Genomic DNA, 16,420 nt, shown 5'->3' with positions numbered 1-16,420 from the left:
CGTTTTCGAAACGCTTTCCCCGTCGGCAAACGGCGGGCTGGATGCGCGCACTGTAGGTGGATTCCGCCCTTTGTCCGGAATGACGAAGGCAGGAGAGTCAAGCTGATCTCACATCTCTCATCTCACAGCTCACCACCAAATCACGCCCCCTGCGCCTCCCCCAGCGCACTCAACGCAATCCTCGCCGCCGCCGTGCGATTCTGTACCCCCAGCTTCGGAAAAATCTGCTCCAGATGCTTGTTAACTGTGCGCGGACTCATTTCCAGGATCTGCCCGATTTCCCAATTGGTTTTGCCGTTACTGATCCAGAAAAGTACCTGGGACTCGCGTCGGGTGAGATTCAGCTTCGTTTTCAGCAGCTCTTCGCCGGAGATATTACTAACCTGCGAGAGCTTCAACAGGATTTCGTTGGCGCTCAGGATCTGAACCAGTGTGAGCGAGAGGCTCTTCTCACTGCTGCGGGACTTGGGAGTTTTCTCGGGAGGTGAGCTTACTTCGATGCTCTGGCCGGGATCCGGCTTGTGTCTCAGCCACTCATCGATCTTGAAAGCTAATTCGGTTTCCTGCCAGCTTTCCGTGATTCGCGCTCGGGCGAAGAGGGCGTGTACCTGGGGCGTAGCCCAGAGAATATGACCGTTTCGGTCCACCGATAAGAGATATTGTCCGGTGGAGTCCAGTGCAGTGAATGCGCTGCTGGTGAGCCGTGCGTTGTTCAGGTGAACGTTCATTCTTGCCAGCAGTTCATCGGGGCGGATGGGCTTCGTCAGGTAGTCCACGCCTCCGGCTTCTAGGCCGCGAACCACGCTTTCCGAGTCGCTCAGACCGGTCATGAAGATGACTGGTACCGCCGACAGTTCCGGCATTTCGCGCAGCTCGCGTGTGGTGTCGAACCCGTCCTTGTGAGGCATGATCGCATCCATCAGGATCACGTCGGGTCGGATGCGTTTGGCGATGGAGAGTGCCTGCTTGCCTTCTAATGCTACAAGCACATCGTAGCCAGCCTGCTCCAGGGTATCGTTTACCATTCCGAGGGACTCGGGCGAGTCATCGACGACGAGGACTACGTTGGGACGTTCATTCATTTAGTTCAATACTCTCTACCAGCCTGTCAAAACGCATACTGGCCGCCAGCCGTTTGAAGTAGCGCAGGGCTTCTTCGTCAAGCAAGTGCGCGGCGGCAATTTGTTCCAGCTTTTCATTGACGCCTTTTTTGTAGCCGATCTGTGCATAGGCGATCAGCTCCCTTATCAGTACATGGTCGACTGATTGCCGCGTCAGAACCGGGGCACTGGCTGCTCTGGCTGCTATTGACAGCGAGCCCTTGAGGGCAGCGCCGGACTGTCTGATCAGTGTTGCCGGAGATGCGTCGTCGCTGGCGGCTAGTGTCCACTCCAGCCGCAGAAAGTGGCCAATACAGTCGAGCAACTGCTGATTGTTGACCGGCTTTACGAGATAACCGTCATGAAAGGCGACTTCCCGCGGATTGCGATGGCGCTCCTGGGCGTCGGCGGAGATCATGACGATGGGTTGCTTGTAGCCGGCTTTGCGCAGTAGTTTCGCCAGCTGCAGTCCGTCGGAGCCGGGCATGCTCACGTCCAGCAGGAAAATGTGAGGCGTTGTTTGCAGGAGAAGATCGCGGCAACTGCTTGCATCGGAAGCTTCTACGATGGTGAAGCCCAGCGGCCTGAGGATTTCCGACAGCAGACCGCGATGAACCGGTTCATCATCGACGATCATGACTACCCGGCGCGGTCCGTGATAGCCGTCGATGCGCTGGCGGGGAAGAGTCTTGTCCACGGGGCCGTGGGTAGGCGACAGCATCAAGGATGCAGTAAAACAACTACCCACGCCGGGGATGCTTCGGATCTTCAGCTCGCCGCCCATGATGTCCGTGAGCAGACGCACGATGGTGAGACCGAGACCGCTGCCCGAGACGTTGGGGACGCCCGGGCCGCGAACGCGTTCGAAAGGATCCAGGATTCGCTGCAGGTCCTTTCCATGGATACCGACGCCGGTGTCTTCGATTGCAAACTCCGCCACATGGCTGCGATAGCGGATACGAAAGTCCACTCGGCCTTCCTCCGTATACTTGATGGCGTTGGAAAGCAGATTGATGAGTATCTGCCGCAGGCGTTTTTCATCGGTAATCACCAATTCCGGCAAGCGACCACAAATGTGGCAATTGAAGTCGATTCCTTTTTTTATCGCCATATCGCGGAACAAGTGAATCAATTGATCTATCAATTCGGGCAGGTTCACTGTGTTGCGATATATATCGAGTCGGCCTGCCTCGATCTTGGAGATATCCAGGAGACCCTCGATCAGATCGGCCAGGTATTCGCTGCTGCGCTTGATGGTCAGCAGTGAAGCCCGGTGCCTCTCCGGCATATCGTCCCGTTCACTGAGCAGCTGGGCATAGCCGAGAATTGCGTGCAGCGGTGTGCGGAGTTCGTGACTGATGCCCGTGAGGTAGCGACTCTTTGCCTGGTTGGAGCGTTCCGCCAGTTCTTTTGCCTGCTGGAGTTGTTTGTCGGTTTCGTCGTGCGCGTCGATTTCCATCATCAGGCGCTGAGTCTGCCGCGTGGCTTCCTGTTGCGCTACCACCCGGCTCTCGTGAGTGAGCAGGAACAGCCAGGCGATCACCCCGCAGACGATCAATAACAGAAAAAAGGCATTGATCATGGTGTCCTGGAGCAGCAGGACTTCGGCCCCGGTCTGCGGCTGCATCCGGTAGTAGATCAATCCCAGAATCGAGGCTATGACGATGGCGGAGGCCGACAACACCGCCAGGAATCGGGCGAGTCGCCCGTTGACGATGTCGAGAAGCGATTTCGGAAGAACCTTATGGAGCAGTCGGGTCAGCTGCTGGGAGAACCTTGCCTGCGTCTTGCAGCTGTCCATGCACCGGGAATCGAGGGAGCAGCACAGTGAGCAGATCGCTCCCTGATAGGCTGGGCAGAAACTCATGTCTTCCCGCTCAAAGGCATTCTCGCAGATGCAGCATTCAAGAACCGTGGCGTGGCTCTGCTCATCAGCGTTCGCCGTACGCAGATTCGCGGCTTCGATGAGTTCGTCGATCTCAGGCGATTGGCGGGCCAGGTAGTAGCGGCCCTTCGTGAGTACCGCGATGGCGGGAACGGCCAAAAAACAGATCGCGAGACTGATGAAGTGCGCGAGGTGACCGGCCACTTCGCCGAACGTGCCGAAGTACGCGAGCACCCCCATCGTGGACGCCAGTAACATCGAGCCTACGCCCACTGGGTTCACGTCATAAAGGTGCCCGCGTTTGAACTCCACGTGCGGCGGACTGAGACCGAGAGGCTTGTTGATGATCAGATCAGCTGCAAGGCTGCCCAACCAGCTCAGCGCGACGATGGCAAACAGGCCCAGAATGGATTCCAGGGCATGATGAATGCCCAGCTCCATCAGAGTCAACGCAATCGCCACATTGAACACGAGCCATACCACGCGGCCCGGATGGCTGTGCGTGAGCCGCGAGAAGAAATTGGACCAGGCGATCGAACCGGCATAGGCATTGGTGACGTTGATCTTCATCTGCGAGATCAACACCATCACGCCGGCGATGATCAGGGCAGCGGTGGGGGACTGCACCAGATAGGCGAAAGCCGTTTGATACATGTAAGTGGGGTCGGCCGCATGGATTGCACTGCTGCCGCCAGCGAAGGCGAGCCAGGCGAGGAAGGAGCCGAGGAGCATTTTGACGAGGCCAATGAGTATCCAGCCGGGGCCCGCGAGGCTGAGCCAGAACCACCAGCTCCGGGCGTTTTCTCTGGTCTTTGGCGGCATGAAGCGCAGGTAATCGACCTGTTCCCCGATCTGGGGCGCCAGTGAAAACAGGATCGCGGCCGACGCACCAAATAGGGCCAGGCTGAACCCAGCTTCCGTCGCGGCTCCGGTGCCGGTGCCCGCTGGTGCGTAGGCCATCCATTCCCCGAGTCGATCAAACTCGACAATACCCGCGGCAAGCAGGGCGATCAGTTGCAAGGCGAGCCACAGGTTCTGGGTTCCCACCTGGAATTTGCTGATAGCGGTAATCCCGTGAGTCACCACCGGAATGACAGCCAGCGCGCAAATCACGTAGCCAAGCGGCAGTGGAATGCCCAGCAGCGCCTGCAATGCGGAGGCGAGTATGCCGGCCTCGATTGCGAAGAAAATGAAGGTGAAGGACGCGTAGATGAATGAGGTCAGGGTGGACCCGAGATAGCCGAAACCCGCGCCCCGGGTCAGTAAGTCGATATCCAGCCCGTGCCGGGCGGCCGCGTAGGCGATGGGGAAACCGGTCAGCAGAATGATGATGGCAACGGCCACCATTGCGCTCACCGCGTTGACGAACCCGTAGTTCAGGGTAATGGCTGCCGCGATGGCTTCCAGGGCCATGAAGGCGGTCGCGCCCAGGGCGGTTATCGCAACCTGGTCGAGGCTCCAGTGCCGCGACTTCTTGGCGGTAAACCGCAGGGCATAGTCTTCCAGGGTTTCGTTGCCGACCCAGATGTTGTATTCGCGCCTGGCCCGAAAAATTTGTTGCGAGGCCCGCATCAGTTTCCGCCGAAACCTGTCGTGACAGTTTTTGGTGCCGGCATCCCCTGCCCGCCCCTTTTCCGAGCATCGTCAATCATGAATACGGGTGAAATCCTGATAGTGAGGGGTAATTACAGAACACTCTGGCTGAACAGCAACATTCGTACCTGTAATTCAGTTTCCAGTAGTGGAGGGGCATGATTTGTTGGTTGGGAGATCTGATTTAAGTGATCGGGGGCGGAATACATCTAGAGAGTGGTGTGTCAGACCGCCGTTTGTAGGTGGCTCCGTCTGGCTGCGGCTTGCCCTGTGATGCGGGGCCTGGTGCTAATGTGGATGATCTGGAGCAGTTGATCGTCAGCAAGGGAGAGCAGGAAACGAGCGAGGAGGGCCACAAAGATGATTGATTTGATTGGCTCTTCTCGCTGGTGGTATTTGGGTTGTGCTTCGGGCTCGCCCAGCTCGCTCGACTGTTCTATCCGCGTCTGCGCAGAACATTGTTCGCGATGGAGCCCGGCGTAGCGAGTGGCTTGCAGCGAGCCTGGATACTCGCGCCGCTGCTGCTGTACCAGGATGAACCGCTGGTGTTCACCCTCGGCTGGTGGCGGGCCAGGATTTATGTCAGTCGGGGGCTGGTATCGAGCTGCAGAAAAACAGAACTGGATATTGTCTTTGCGCATGAAGGCGGGCACGAGCGGCGCAGGGATAATCGGCGCATGGTCGCGGCGCAGCTGGGATTATTGCCGCTGGGGCTCGGCCCTTTCAAGACGGGCTATGCATAGCAGCTGTTTGCCGACCTGCAATTGCTCACTGAGTCTGCCTGCGATTTCAGACTACGTCACCGCACCATTAACCAAGCGCAAATGTGTGACGAACTCCAAACAGTATTTGTGAGGGACTAGTGGACAGGGTGTAAAACGCGCTGCTATCGAACGGGCTGTCCGCTAGCGGTCCAACGTTACCGCAAATCGCGGCGACTGAGTAAATCCCGCCGGCATAAGAGCATCCCTGCCCCTGCCAAAAGTCGACAACAAACCTTCGTCAAGACCTCTTTGCTACCGGTTTCCAACTCCATTGGCCGGTTTCCAATTTCATTGCTTCCAACTTATTTGGTGTTAATTATCAGCTTCAGGCTTCCTCGTAATCACTCACCGCCGGACAGGTACACATCAGGTTACGGTCACCGTAGACGTTGTCGATGCGGTTCACGCTGGGCCAGTACTTGTATTCGCGCAGGTAGTCGGCGGGGAAGGTTGCCTTCTCGCGGCTGTAGGCGTGGGGCCAGTCGGCGGCGGTCAGGTCGTGCAGGGTATGGGGTGCATTGACCAGCGGGTTGTTCTCCGCGGAGTACACGCCTTTTGCAACGTCGTCGATTTCCTGGCGAATGGTGATCATGGCTTCGATGAATTTGTCCATCTCCGCCTTGGATTCACTTTCCGTGGGCTCGATCATCAACGTGCCGGCCACCGGGAAGGACATGGTGGGCGCGTGGAAGCCGAAGTCCATCAGCCGTTTGGCCACGTCCTCCTCGCTGATGCCCGTTGCCTCTTTGAGCGGGCGCAGGTCGAGGATGCACTCGTGGGCCACAAACCCGTTGCGGCCCTTGTACAGAATCGGGTAATAGGGCTCCAGCGCGCGCGCCATGTAATTGGCATTAAGGATGGCGTATTCAGTCGCCGAGCGCATCCCGTCACGCCCCATCATTTTGATGTACATCCAACTGATAGGCAGGATGCTGGCACTGCCCCAGGGAGCGGCGGAAATGGTGCCGCTGGTTGCATCGGTGCCGGGCACCGGCTGCACCGGATGGGAGGGAAGGAAGGGTTTCAGGTGTTCCGCCACGCCGATGGGGCCCATGCCGGGACCGCCGCCACCGTGGGGAATGCAGAAGGTCTTGTGCAGGTTCAGGTGGGATACGTCGCTGCCGATTTCACCGGGCGCGGCCAGGCCCACCAGGGCATTGAGGTTGGCGCCATCCATGTACACCTGGCCGCCCACCGAGTGGACGGTCTCGCAGATCTCGCGGATGCCTTCTTCGTACACGCCGTGGGTGGAGGGGTAGGTCACCATCAGTGCGGCAACCGTGTCGCCATGTTTCTCCACCTTGCTGTGCAGGTCCGCCAGGTCCACGTTGCCTTCGCTATCGCATTTGACCACCACCACTTTCAGGCCCGCCATTTGTGCCGAGGCGGGGTTGGTGCCGTGGGCGGAGGATGGGATAAGGCAGATGGTTCGCTGGGTCTCACCGCGGGATTGGAAGTACTTCTTGATCGCCAGCAAGCCCGCGTATTCACCCTGAGAGCCGGCATTGGGTTGCAGGCTGATGGCGGCGTAGCCGGTGCAGGCCTGGAGCATTTGTTCCAGTTCCGTGAACAGTTGCCGATAGCCCTCGGCCTGCTCAATGGGTGCGAAGGGGTGCATGCGGCCGAACTCTGGCCAGGTGATGGGCATCATCTCCGCTGCGGCGTTCAGCTTCATGGTGCACGAGCCGAGCGGAATCATGGATTGATTCAGGGCGACGTCCCGGGACTCGAGGCGCTTGAGGTAGCGCATCATTTCCGTTTCATTGTGGTAACTGTTGAAAATGGGATGCCCCAGAATCACGTCATCGCGACGCAGGCTGGCGGGAATTCCCAGGCCGTCGGGCTCGCCGCCGATTTTAGCGTCCGGCGCGAAGCATTCCAGCAGTTGCAGGACATCGCCTTTGCTGGTCATCTCGTTCAGGCTGATGCCCAGTTTGTCGGAGCCCACCCGGCGCAAGTTGATTTCCTGATCCTGGGCGCGCTGATAGATTGCGTCCTGCTGCTTGCCCACCGCGACAGTGATGGTGTCGAAAAAGGATTCACTCTCGAGGTTGAATCCCTGCTGGCGCAACGCTGCAGCCAGGCTCTTCGTGCGGCGGTGAATCTGCTCGGCGATTTCCCGGAGTCCTTCCGGCCCGTGATACATGGCGTAAAAGGCGCTGATCAGCGCCAGCAGTACCTGAGAGGTACAGATATTGGAAGTGGCCTTCTCCCGACGGATGTGCTGTTCCCGGGTTTGCATGGCCATGCGCAGGGCCTGCTTTCCGTGCTTGTCCACGGATACCCCGATGATTCGACCGGGCGCCAGACGCTTGTATTCGTCTCGGAAGGCGAAGAACCCGGCGTGGGGTCCACCGAAGCCCATGGGCACGCCGAAGCGCTGGTTGCTGCCAACCACGATGTCCGCGCCCATCTTGCCGGGCGGGGTCAGCAGTACGAGGCTCATCAGGTCCGCGGCCACAGTGGCGAGAGCGCCTTTCTGGTGGATGGTGTCGATGAAGGGTGCCAGGTCGCGGATCTGCCCTGTGCTGCCGGGGTACTGCAGCAGCGCACCGAAGTAGTCGTGTTGCTCCAGGTCACCGGCCGGATCGCCGACGATAACCTGGAAGCCGAAGTGTTCCGCCCGGGTTTGCACCACGGCCAGGGTTTGCGGGTGAACGTCTTCCGCCACAAAGAAGTTCAGCGACTTGTTCTTTTTCGCCTGGCGCTTGCACAGTGCCATGGCTTCCGCCGCCGCGGTGCCCTCATCCAGCAGGGAGGCGTTCGCCATGTCGAGTCCCGTCAGGTCCACGATCATTTGCTGATAGGTGAGCAGCCCTTCCAGGCGGCCCTGGGAGATCTCCGGCTGGTAGGGTGTATAAGCGGTGTACCAGCCCGGCGCCTCCAGAACGTTGCGCTGAATCACCGGCGGCAGGTAGGTGTCGTGGTAGCCCATGCCGATGTAGGATTTGAAGATGCGGTTCTTTTGGGCGATGGCCTTGATGGCCGCCAGAGCCTCCGCTTCCCCCTTGGGCTCGTCCAAGGCCAACTCCTCATGAGTCCGGATGCTGGCAGGGACTGCCTTGTCGATCAGCGCCGCCAGGGAGTCCAGCCCCAGGGTTGCCAGCATCTGATCGGCTTCGCGGGCATCGGGTCCGATGTGGCGCTTGGCGAAACCACTGAGCGGGGTGAGAGAAAGGGGCTTGGAGGCAATCGGGCTCATGAAATTTACCTGGTTGTGCGGGAGAGAGTCTGGGGGCCAGGCCGACGGTGGCGGCCCCGCGAGAAGCCGGGCATCTTACCAAAAATTTCCTATCGGAAACACAAGTTTCCTGATTGGGGAAATCTGCTAAAGTACCCGCCTGACCGCTCGGAGACGCCCCGGAGATCACTCTTGCCCAGCAAAATCAGCACGCCGGAAGCCCCGCAGATCCGCCGTTCCCGGGACGCCCTGGGAGAGGACGGCCTGCCGTTGGAAGAGCCGCTCCAGTTGGGTAAAAAGGTCCGGGAGATTCGCCTGGCCAATCAGTTGACCCTGGAAGAGGCCAGCCGACTTACGGGGCTCGCACGCTCCACTCTGTCCAAGATCGAGAACGAACAGATCTCCCCCAGCTTTCAGGCGGTACAGAAGCTGACCGCCGGGCTCGGAATCGACATTCCCCAGTTGTTCGTGCCGCTTTCACCGGGCCACGGTGCCACCGGCCGCCGGGACATCACCCGCGCCGGAGAAGGGCAGCCCCATCCAACGGCCACCTACGAGCACGAGCTTCTCGCCTCGAATCTCAGCATCAAGAAGATGGTGCCGTTCAAGTGCCGCGTTCGGGCGCGGTCCTTTGAGGATTTCGACGACTGGGTGCGCCATGCGGGGGAGGAGTTTCTGCTGGTGCTGGAAGGTCAGATCGAGGTCTATACTGAGTACTACGAGCCTGTTCTGCTCAATGAAGGGGACAGCATGTACTACGATGCAGCCATGGGCCACTGCCTGGTGTCCCGAAGCAAAAAGGACGCGCTGGCGCTGTGGGTGACGGCTCGCTGATTGCCCCGCGACTCTGCACCTTAACCCCGTAGGTTGGGTTAGCGAAGCGTAACCCAACATAACGCCGGTGAGAAACTGTGGCGTGCCGCAGCACTTCCCTGGGGTCAGGTCATTGTTGGGTTACGGCCTTTGGCCTAACCCAACCTACACGTTTGCACCATCAGCCCCGATTCTTTCGATAGTTTTCATGAGAAAATCTGCAACCATTCCATTGAAAGATCTGCTGGCGGAAGTGCGCGCCTGTCGCGTCTGCGAAGAGGTGCTGCCTCTCGGGGCCAATCCGGTGGTGCGGGCGACGGCCAGCGCCAAGGTTCTGATTGTTGGTCAGGCGCCGGGCACCCGCGTTCACGCGACCGGTGTCCCCTGGAACGACCCTTCCGGTGACCGCTTGCGCGACTGGATGGGCCTCGGGCGGGAAGCTTTTTACGATGAACGGAAGATTGCCATCATCCCCATGGGGTTCTGCTATCCGGGGCGGGGCAAGTCCGGCGATCTGCCGCCGCGGACGGAGTGTTCGGAGCTCTGGCACGGGAGGTTGCTGGAGGCACTGCCCAACATCGAGTTGACCTTACTGGTGGGCAGCTACGCCCAGTCCCACTACCTGGAGGGGCGCTACCCGACTCTCGCGCAGCGGGTGCGCGACTGGCGACGCTTCGCACCCGAGGCGCTGCCGCTGGTGCATCCCTCGCCCCGCAATCGCCGCTGGCTGAAGACCAACCCCTGGTTCGAGGACGAGGTGGTGCCTTATCTTCGCCGCCGAATCCATCGCCTGGTGGGATAATTGCCTGAAGATCAGGCAAAAAAAAGGGCCAATCCATGGCCCGTTTACATCCTTGCTGTTACACGCTATCGGAGTTCCTTGCTGTAACCTTGCCGTCCTGGCAGCTAGTTCCTGTAACGTCCTTGTTGATGCGTATTATGGGGAGAGTGCCAAGGAGGCAATAGGCGACATTGCTGAGCATCGTGTAGGAAAAGGCTGAGGCTAATGTGAGCCCTTGACCAGAGCAGGTGCCGGAAATCTCTGCGGTCCGCTGCCGGTTACCAGCGGTACTTGTTCCAGTTCTCCGGATTCGCCCAGAACCGGGGATTGTTCCAGCTTCGGATGTGGTTGTAAGAGGCCAGGTCGTAGCCATAGCAGACGCTCGCACCGCTCTGCACGTCGCCGGCGAATTGCGCGTAGCGGTGAAACCCCAGACCGATGAAATCCCCGAAGCGCCAGGTGCTGTCGCGATCCACCAGAACCCAGATTCGCTGGCTGTGCAGATTGCGCAGGCGGGCAAGCTTTTGCAGCGCCTCGGGTTTGTCGAGATGTTCGAGGTAGTCAATGACCACGGTAAATTCGTAACGGCCGAGTTCCTGCCAATCGTCCCGTGCAGAGGACACGGTGGTCAGCTCCGCCCCGTGTTGCCGAGCCCATTCGTTGATCACGGCCGGAACGTGATCGGCAGCCACCAGAACCCTCCGCGGCTGAAGTTGCTCAAGCTGATGGGTCAGGTGCTCGATCGGATCATCTGTCATGGTGCTGGCCGGTCTGTAGCTGAGCGAAATGTGAATCTTTGGATGGCGCCTCACCACAGAGGTTCCTGCGGTAGGCCTCGGAGCGGGGAAAAGGCATTCACATGATCCGGCAAAAACCTGCGCTTCGCTTCAGGATTGTTGCAGCACACGATCCAGGTGGCGAAGGAGGGTCTGGCAGAAGCGGAACACGTCCCACTGGTCGAACCGCTCCGCGTTGGGGAAGAGCGGGCCGCTGTCTTCGCAGCGGGTGAACTCGTATTCCTTGTTGAGGCTGGCGTCCGCCAGGCGACGGATTTTTTTCAGAATCTCCACCACCAGGGTGTCCCAGCTTTCAGTCTGTAACAGGTCTTCGTCAGGTACATTGCAGAGCAGGTTCTCGATCAGCCAGCGAGAGGGCATGGCGAGACGGGGGTAGGTCACGTGCAAATCATCCCGCAAATGACAGATGATTCGGGCGAGCTGCTTGCGACGGGAACGTTGAATAACCGCGTATGTTGACTTGGGTTCCCGGATTTCGATGTGGTGCAGAGTGCGGGTGAACATAAGCGGGCGATCTCCAAACTGGGTCTGTGTACCGGGTGAGGACGGCTTTGCTTTCTGACCTGATCAATGTAGAACGGTGGGGGGATCCTCGCTTGCGTCAGTACAATCCGCACGATCTTGCTGCTGTTTTGCGCTCTGCGGTGATTTGCCCGCGGGGGCCTTTGCCGCATTCGCCTCCGCCTGCTCCACGCTGCGCTTCAGGCGGCTGACCACCTGACTCATGACTTCCATGGTCTGGCTGAGCTGATCCAGCGCCATGAGCACTGCTTCCCGGTCGGCTTCCGTTTTGGGTTTCATCGGCTTTTCACTACCTCGTTCGGTTGTGCGCGCAATTACTGTCGGTCTTTTCGCGGGAGAGCGGAACACACTTTCATCGATGCTCCCTTCCCGTGCCGTGCCGGAAAAGTCCCTCCTGGACTTCTCCAACCCGTGCAGGGTGATTACTCCCAGCTCAGGGCACCGCCTGTCTGGTATTCAATGACGCGTGTCTCGAAGAAGTTCTTCTCTTTGCGCAGATCCATGATCTCGCTCATCCACGGGAAGGGGTTCTGCGCACCCGCGTACTGCTCCGGCAGGCCCAGTTGAGCGAGCCGCCGGTTGGCGATGAAGTGGAGATACTCCTCCATCATCGCGGCGTTCATTCCCAGTACGCCACGGGGCATGGAGTCCCGTGCGAACTGGACTTCCAGCTCGGTGCCTTCCAGCACCATCTGAATCACTTCCTTCTTGAACTGGTCGGTCCAGAGATGGGGATTTTCCAGCTTGATCTGGTTGATCACATCAATGCCGAAGTTCAGGTGCATGGATTCGTCGCGCAGGATGTACTGGAACTGCTCGGCAACGCCGGTCATCTTGTTGCGGCGCCCCATGGACAAAATCTGGGTAAAACCGCAATAAAAGAAAATGCCTTCGGTCACCACGTAAAACGCGACCAGATTACGCAGCAGCTCCTGGTCCGTCTCCGGCGTTCCGGTGGTGAAGGTGGGATCGCCGAGGGCCTGGGTGTGCTTCAGGCTCCAGGCCGCTTTGTTGGCCACCGAAGGCAACTCCCGGTACATGTTGAACACTTCGCCTTCGTCGATACCCAGGGACTCGATGCAATACTGATAGGCGTGGGTGTGAATGGCTTCTTCGAAAGCCTGGCGAAGGATGTATTGGCGGCACTCGGGATTGGTAATCAAGCGATAGATGGCCAGTACCAGGTTGTTCGCCACCAGCGAATCCGCCGTGGAAAAATAGCCCAGGCTGCGCATCACGATGCGACGCTCGTCCTCGCTCAACCCTTCGGCGCTGCGCCACAGGGCAATGTCCGCCGTCATGTTGACTTCCTGGGGCATCCAGTGATTCGCGCAGCCGTCCAGGTATTTCTGCCAGGCCCAATCGTATTTGAAGGGCACCAGCTGATTGAGATCCGCGCGGCAATTGATCATTGCCTTGTCATCCACCTCGACTCGCGCTGCGCCCATTTCCAGTTCCGCCAGACCCGGCGCCGGGTCAAGATTCTCCAGCGAAGCCCTTGCTGCGGCGATGGCATCCGAGTCCGGATCAGCGTCGTACCGGGCGCTCGGCTCGCTCACCGAGGGCGCCGGGGTTTGTGCCGGCTCAGGAGTTTCAGGCGCTTGCGCATCGCCGGGCGCCGTTTTCTGCGGAGCAGGGGTCGATTTTTGAGGAGCGGGTTTCGGCGCTTGGGCCGCCGGTTGATCGTCGTAGAATTCGTCCCAACTGAGCATAAAAAAACCTGTTACCAAATGAGTTTTTGCTGTGTGTTCAAGTCGCTGCCACGGGAGCCATGAGGCCCCCGTTCAGCCAGGGTTGGGCTTGCCCTATTGGCAAGCCTCGCAATCCGGATCGTCCAGGGAGCAGGCCTTGGGCACTTCAGCCGGTTGCGCGGCGGCCGCAGCACCGTTGCTTGCGGCCCCGTTGCTGGCGGACGCGGAGACCGCGTTCAGCGTGCCCGTGTCGACGGTGGATTTCTCCGTCGAGGTCGCTGCCAGTGCGCGCAGGTAGTAGGTGGTCTTCAGACCCCGGAACCAGGCCATGCGATAGGTCACGTCCAGCTTCTTGCCATTGGCGCCGGCGATGTAGAGGTTCAGGCTCTGGGCCTGATCGATCCACTTCTGCCGGCGGCTTGCTGCCTCCACGATCCAGCGCGGCTCCACTTCGAAAGCCGTGGCATAGAGGGCCTTCAAATCGGCCGGAATGCGCTCGATGCGCTGCACCGATCCCTCGTAGTACTTCAGGTCGTTGACCATGACGTTGTCCCAGAGGCCGCGGTCCTTCAGGTCGTGAACCAGGTAAGGGTTGACCACGGTGAACTCGCCGGACAGGTTCGATTTCACGTAGAGGTTCTGATACGTGGGCTCGATGGACTGGGATACGCCGGTGATGTTGGCGATGGTCGCGGTGGGCGCGATGGCCATCACGTTGGAGTTACGCATGCCCTGGGCTTTTACCGTTTCGCGCAGGGTGTTCCAGTCGAGAGTCTCGCTGCGGTCCACTTCGACAAACTTGGCGCCTCGCGCCTGCACCAGTTGCTCAAGCGAGTCGATCGGCAGAATGCCCTTGCTCCACAGGGAGCCCTCGAAGCTGGAGTAGCTGCCACGCTCGGCCGCCAGTTCGCTGGAAGAGCTGATGGCGTAGTAGCTGATCGCCTCCATGGATTCGTCGGCGAACTTCACCGCTTCGTCCGAGCCGTAGGCGATGCGCATGCGGTACAGGGCATCCTGAAAGCCCATCAGGCCGAGGCCAATGGGCCGGTGCCGCAGGTTGGAGGTGCGAGCCTCCGGAACCGAGTAGTAGTTAATGTCGATTACGTTATCGAGCATGCGAATCGCGGTTTTGATGGTCTGCTGGAGCTTCGCCCGGTTCAGCTGACCGTTCTCGACGTGCTGGGCCAGGTTCACGGAACCCAGGTTGCACACCGCGATTTCCTCGTTGGCCTTGGTGTTGAGGGTAATCTCGGTACACAGGTTGGAGGAATGCACCACGCCCACGTGCTGCTGGGGGCTGCGCAGGTTGCAGCTGTCCTTGAAGGTGATCCAGGGGTGGCCGGTTTCAAAGAGCATGCCCAGCATCTTGCGCCACAGGTCCACCGCGCGCACTTTCTTGAAGGGCTTGATCTTGCCCTGGGCGGCAAGTTGCTCGTACTCCTCGTAGCGGCGCTCGAAGGCCTGACCATAAAGGTCGTGCAGGTCCGGCGCGCTGCTCGGTGAGAAGAGCGTCCATTCCTTGTCTTCGAAAACGCGCTTCATGAACAGATCAGGAACCCAGTTGGCGGTGTTCATGTCGTGGGTGCGGCGTCGGTCGTCACCGGTGTTCTTCCGCAGTTCGAGGAACTCCTCGATGTCGATGTGCCAGGATTCCAGGTAGGCGCAAACCGCACCCTTGCGCTTGCCACCCTGGTTTACGGCCACGGCGGTATCGTTTGCCACCTTCAGGAAGGGAACCACGCCCTGGGACTTGCCGTTGGTGCCCTTGATGTAGGAACCCAGGCCCCGTACCGGCGTCCAGTCGTTGCCGAGGCCACCCGCCCACTTGGAAAGCATGGCGTTGTCCTGAATCGCCCCGTAGATGCCGTGCAGGTCATCGGGCACGGTGGTGAGGTAACAGGAGGACAACTGCGGGCGCAGGGTGCCGGCGTTGAACAGGGTCGGTGTTGAACTCATGTAATCGAAGGAGGACAGGAGTCTGTAGAACTCGATGGCCCGCGCTTCCCTGTCAGCCTCCTCGGCGGCGAGGCCCATGGCCACGCGCATGAAGAAGACCTGCGGCAGTTCGAAACGGATATCGTCGCTGTGAATGAAGTAGCGGTCGTACAGGGTTTGCAGCCCCAGATAGGTGAACTGCAGATCCCGGCTTGCATCCAGGGCCTGGCCCAGCTTGTCCATGTCGTACTGCAGGAGCTCCGGAGACAGAAGTTCCAGCTCGACCCCCCGGCGGATGTAGGCGGGCAGGGCTTTAGCGTACAGGGTATGCATGTCCGCCTGAGTTGCGGACTCGGCGATGCCGAGGAAGCCGAGGGCTTCGGCGCGCAGCTTGTCCAGCAACAGGCGGGCGGTGGCGTAGGAGTAGTTGGGTTCCTTCTCCACCAGGGTGCGCGCGGTGATCACCAGAGAGGTGTTCACGTCCGCTATGGAGACGCCATCATAAAGGTTGCGCAGGGCCTCGTTGAGAATCGCCTGGGGCTCCACATCCTTCAGGCCCGCGCAGGCCTCATTGACGATGACTTCGATGCGGCCCATATCCAGGGGCTGGACCGAACCGTCGTCCATGGTGACGTTGATGCGCGGCAGGTTGCTGTCGGTGGCTTCCTGCTTCGCCTTCTCTGCGCGGATGCGCGCCCGCTGCTCGCGATACAGAACATAGTCCCGGGCCACCTTGTGCTCACCGGAGCGCATCAGAGCCAGTTCCACCTGGTCCTGGATCTCTTCGATGTGGATGGTTCCGCCGGACGGCATGCGGCGCTTAAAGGTCGCGCTGATCTGCCCGGTGATATTCTCAACGGTCTCGTGAATGCGGCTGGAAGCGGCAGCGGTACCGCCCTCAACGGCCAGAAACGCCTTGGTCACCGCAACGGCGATCTTGCTGTCCTCGTAGGGCACTACGGTACCGTTGCGCTTGATGACGCGAATCCTTCCTGGCGCCGTGGCGGATACAGCGCTGTCCTCGCCGGACAGAGTGGCTGAACCAGGCTCTGCACTGCCTTCTATGGTCTGATCGGTATACATCGACGTCTCCGAATTAAGCGGGGTTGCTTTTCTTGCACGCGAGCGTGCTTATGGGCTTTCTTTCCTCTGTGCGCGGCATCCTTGCGGACGCTGCGCGAAAATCCAGAAGCCGGTACGTTCCAGTGTCCGGCTGTGATAGCCGGCGGAACGGCGGGCCTGCCTTCTGGCTCGGCTGGCCGAGTCGGACGGCCGGCCGGGTACAAATTGTCATTTGATGTAGGTGCTGATCGGACGGCATCGGCCATCCGAAACTAAAAGGGCCGCTGCCAAAACGC

At 59.7% G+C, this 16,420-nt stretch carries 11 protein-coding genes; 3 read left to right on the top strand and 8 right to left on the bottom strand.

What is annotated here, in order from left to right:
- Nucleotides 1-140: 140 nt before the first annotated feature.
- The gene (locus ACURWW_RS07080) at nucleotides 141-1,082 is read right to left on the bottom strand and encodes a response regulator (protein ID WP_445616100.1); all 942 of its coding nucleotides are present in this window, start codon (nucleotides 1,080-1,082) and stop codon (nucleotides 141-143) included.
- Nucleotides 1,075-4,557 carry a hybrid sensor histidine kinase/response regulator gene (locus tag ACURWW_RS07075; protein WP_445616099.1) on the bottom strand — a complete coding sequence of 1,161 codons (3,483 nt, stop codon included), beginning with the start codon at nucleotides 4,555-4,557 and terminating at the stop codon, nucleotides 1,075-1,077. Before ACURWW_RS07075 ends, ACURWW_RS07080 begins: the two co-directional genes overlap by 8 nt.
- A gap of 488 nt (nucleotides 4,558-5,045) precedes the next feature.
- Here ACURWW_RS07075 and ACURWW_RS07070 point away from each other — a divergent pair, with 488 nt between their 5' ends.
- Entirely contained in the window at nucleotides 5,046-5,321 is a 276-nt protein-coding gene (locus ACURWW_RS07070) for a M48 family metalloprotease (RefSeq protein WP_445616098.1), read from the top strand.
- A 346-nt stretch (nucleotides 5,322-5,667) separates the two neighbouring features.
- On the opposite strand, the gene gcvP is transcribed toward ACURWW_RS07070, so the two are convergent.
- Nucleotides 5,668-8,544: an aminomethyl-transferring glycine dehydrogenase gene (gene gcvP, locus ACURWW_RS07065; protein ID WP_445616097.1), complete on the bottom strand. Its 2,877-nt coding sequence runs from the start codon at nucleotides 8,542-8,544 to the stop codon at nucleotides 5,668-5,670.
- 171 nt (nucleotides 8,545-8,715) lie between these two features.
- On the opposite strand from gcvP, the gene ACURWW_RS07060 reads away from it, so the two are divergent.
- Nucleotides 8,716-9,357 (top strand): helix-turn-helix domain-containing protein, encoded by a 642-nt coding sequence (locus tag ACURWW_RS07060; RefSeq protein WP_445616096.1) that lies wholly within the window; start codon nucleotides 8,716-8,718, stop codon nucleotides 9,355-9,357.
- Between the two features lie 187 nt (nucleotides 9,358-9,544).
- On the top strand, nucleotides 9,545-10,138 hold the full coding sequence (locus ACURWW_RS07055) for a uracil-DNA glycosylase family protein (protein ID WP_445616095.1): 594 nt from the start codon (nucleotides 9,545-9,547) through the stop codon (nucleotides 10,136-10,138).
- Between the two features lie 257 nt (nucleotides 10,139-10,395).
- Here ACURWW_RS07055 and ACURWW_RS07050 read toward each other — a convergent pair whose 3' ends face one another.
- From ACURWW_RS07050 to ACURWW_RS07030, 5 genes are all read right to left on the bottom strand, one after another.
- The gene (locus ACURWW_RS07050) at nucleotides 10,396-10,875 is read right to left on the bottom strand and encodes a DUF6231 family protein (protein ID WP_445616094.1); all 480 of its coding nucleotides are present in this window, start codon (nucleotides 10,873-10,875) and stop codon (nucleotides 10,396-10,398) included.
- A gap of 129 nt (nucleotides 10,876-11,004) precedes the next feature.
- Entirely contained in the window at nucleotides 11,005-11,418 is a 414-nt protein-coding gene (locus ACURWW_RS07045) for a hypothetical protein (RefSeq protein WP_445616093.1), read from the bottom strand.
- Between the two features lie 63 nt (nucleotides 11,419-11,481).
- The gene (locus tag ACURWW_RS07040) at nucleotides 11,482-11,715 is read right to left on the bottom strand and encodes a hypothetical protein (protein ID WP_445616092.1); all 234 of its coding nucleotides are present in this window, start codon (nucleotides 11,713-11,715) and stop codon (nucleotides 11,482-11,484) included.
- Nucleotides 11,716-11,858: 143 nt separating this feature from the next.
- Complete coding sequence (locus tag ACURWW_RS07035; protein ID WP_445616091.1) at nucleotides 11,859-13,148, bottom strand: ribonucleotide-diphosphate reductase subunit beta; 1,290 nt, start codon at nucleotides 13,146-13,148, stop codon at nucleotides 11,859-11,861.
- Nucleotides 13,149-13,241: 93 nt separating this feature from the next.
- A complete protein-coding gene (locus ACURWW_RS07030) occupies nucleotides 13,242-16,145 on the bottom strand; it encodes a ribonucleoside-diphosphate reductase subunit alpha (protein ID WP_445616090.1) in 2,904 nt (967 codons plus the stop codon).
- Nucleotides 16,146-16,420: the final 275 nt, after the last annotated feature.

It is taken from the genome of Gilvimarinus sp. F26214L (genome assembly GCF_054401055.1).
This window is presented reverse-complemented; position numbering and strand designations above follow the sequence as displayed.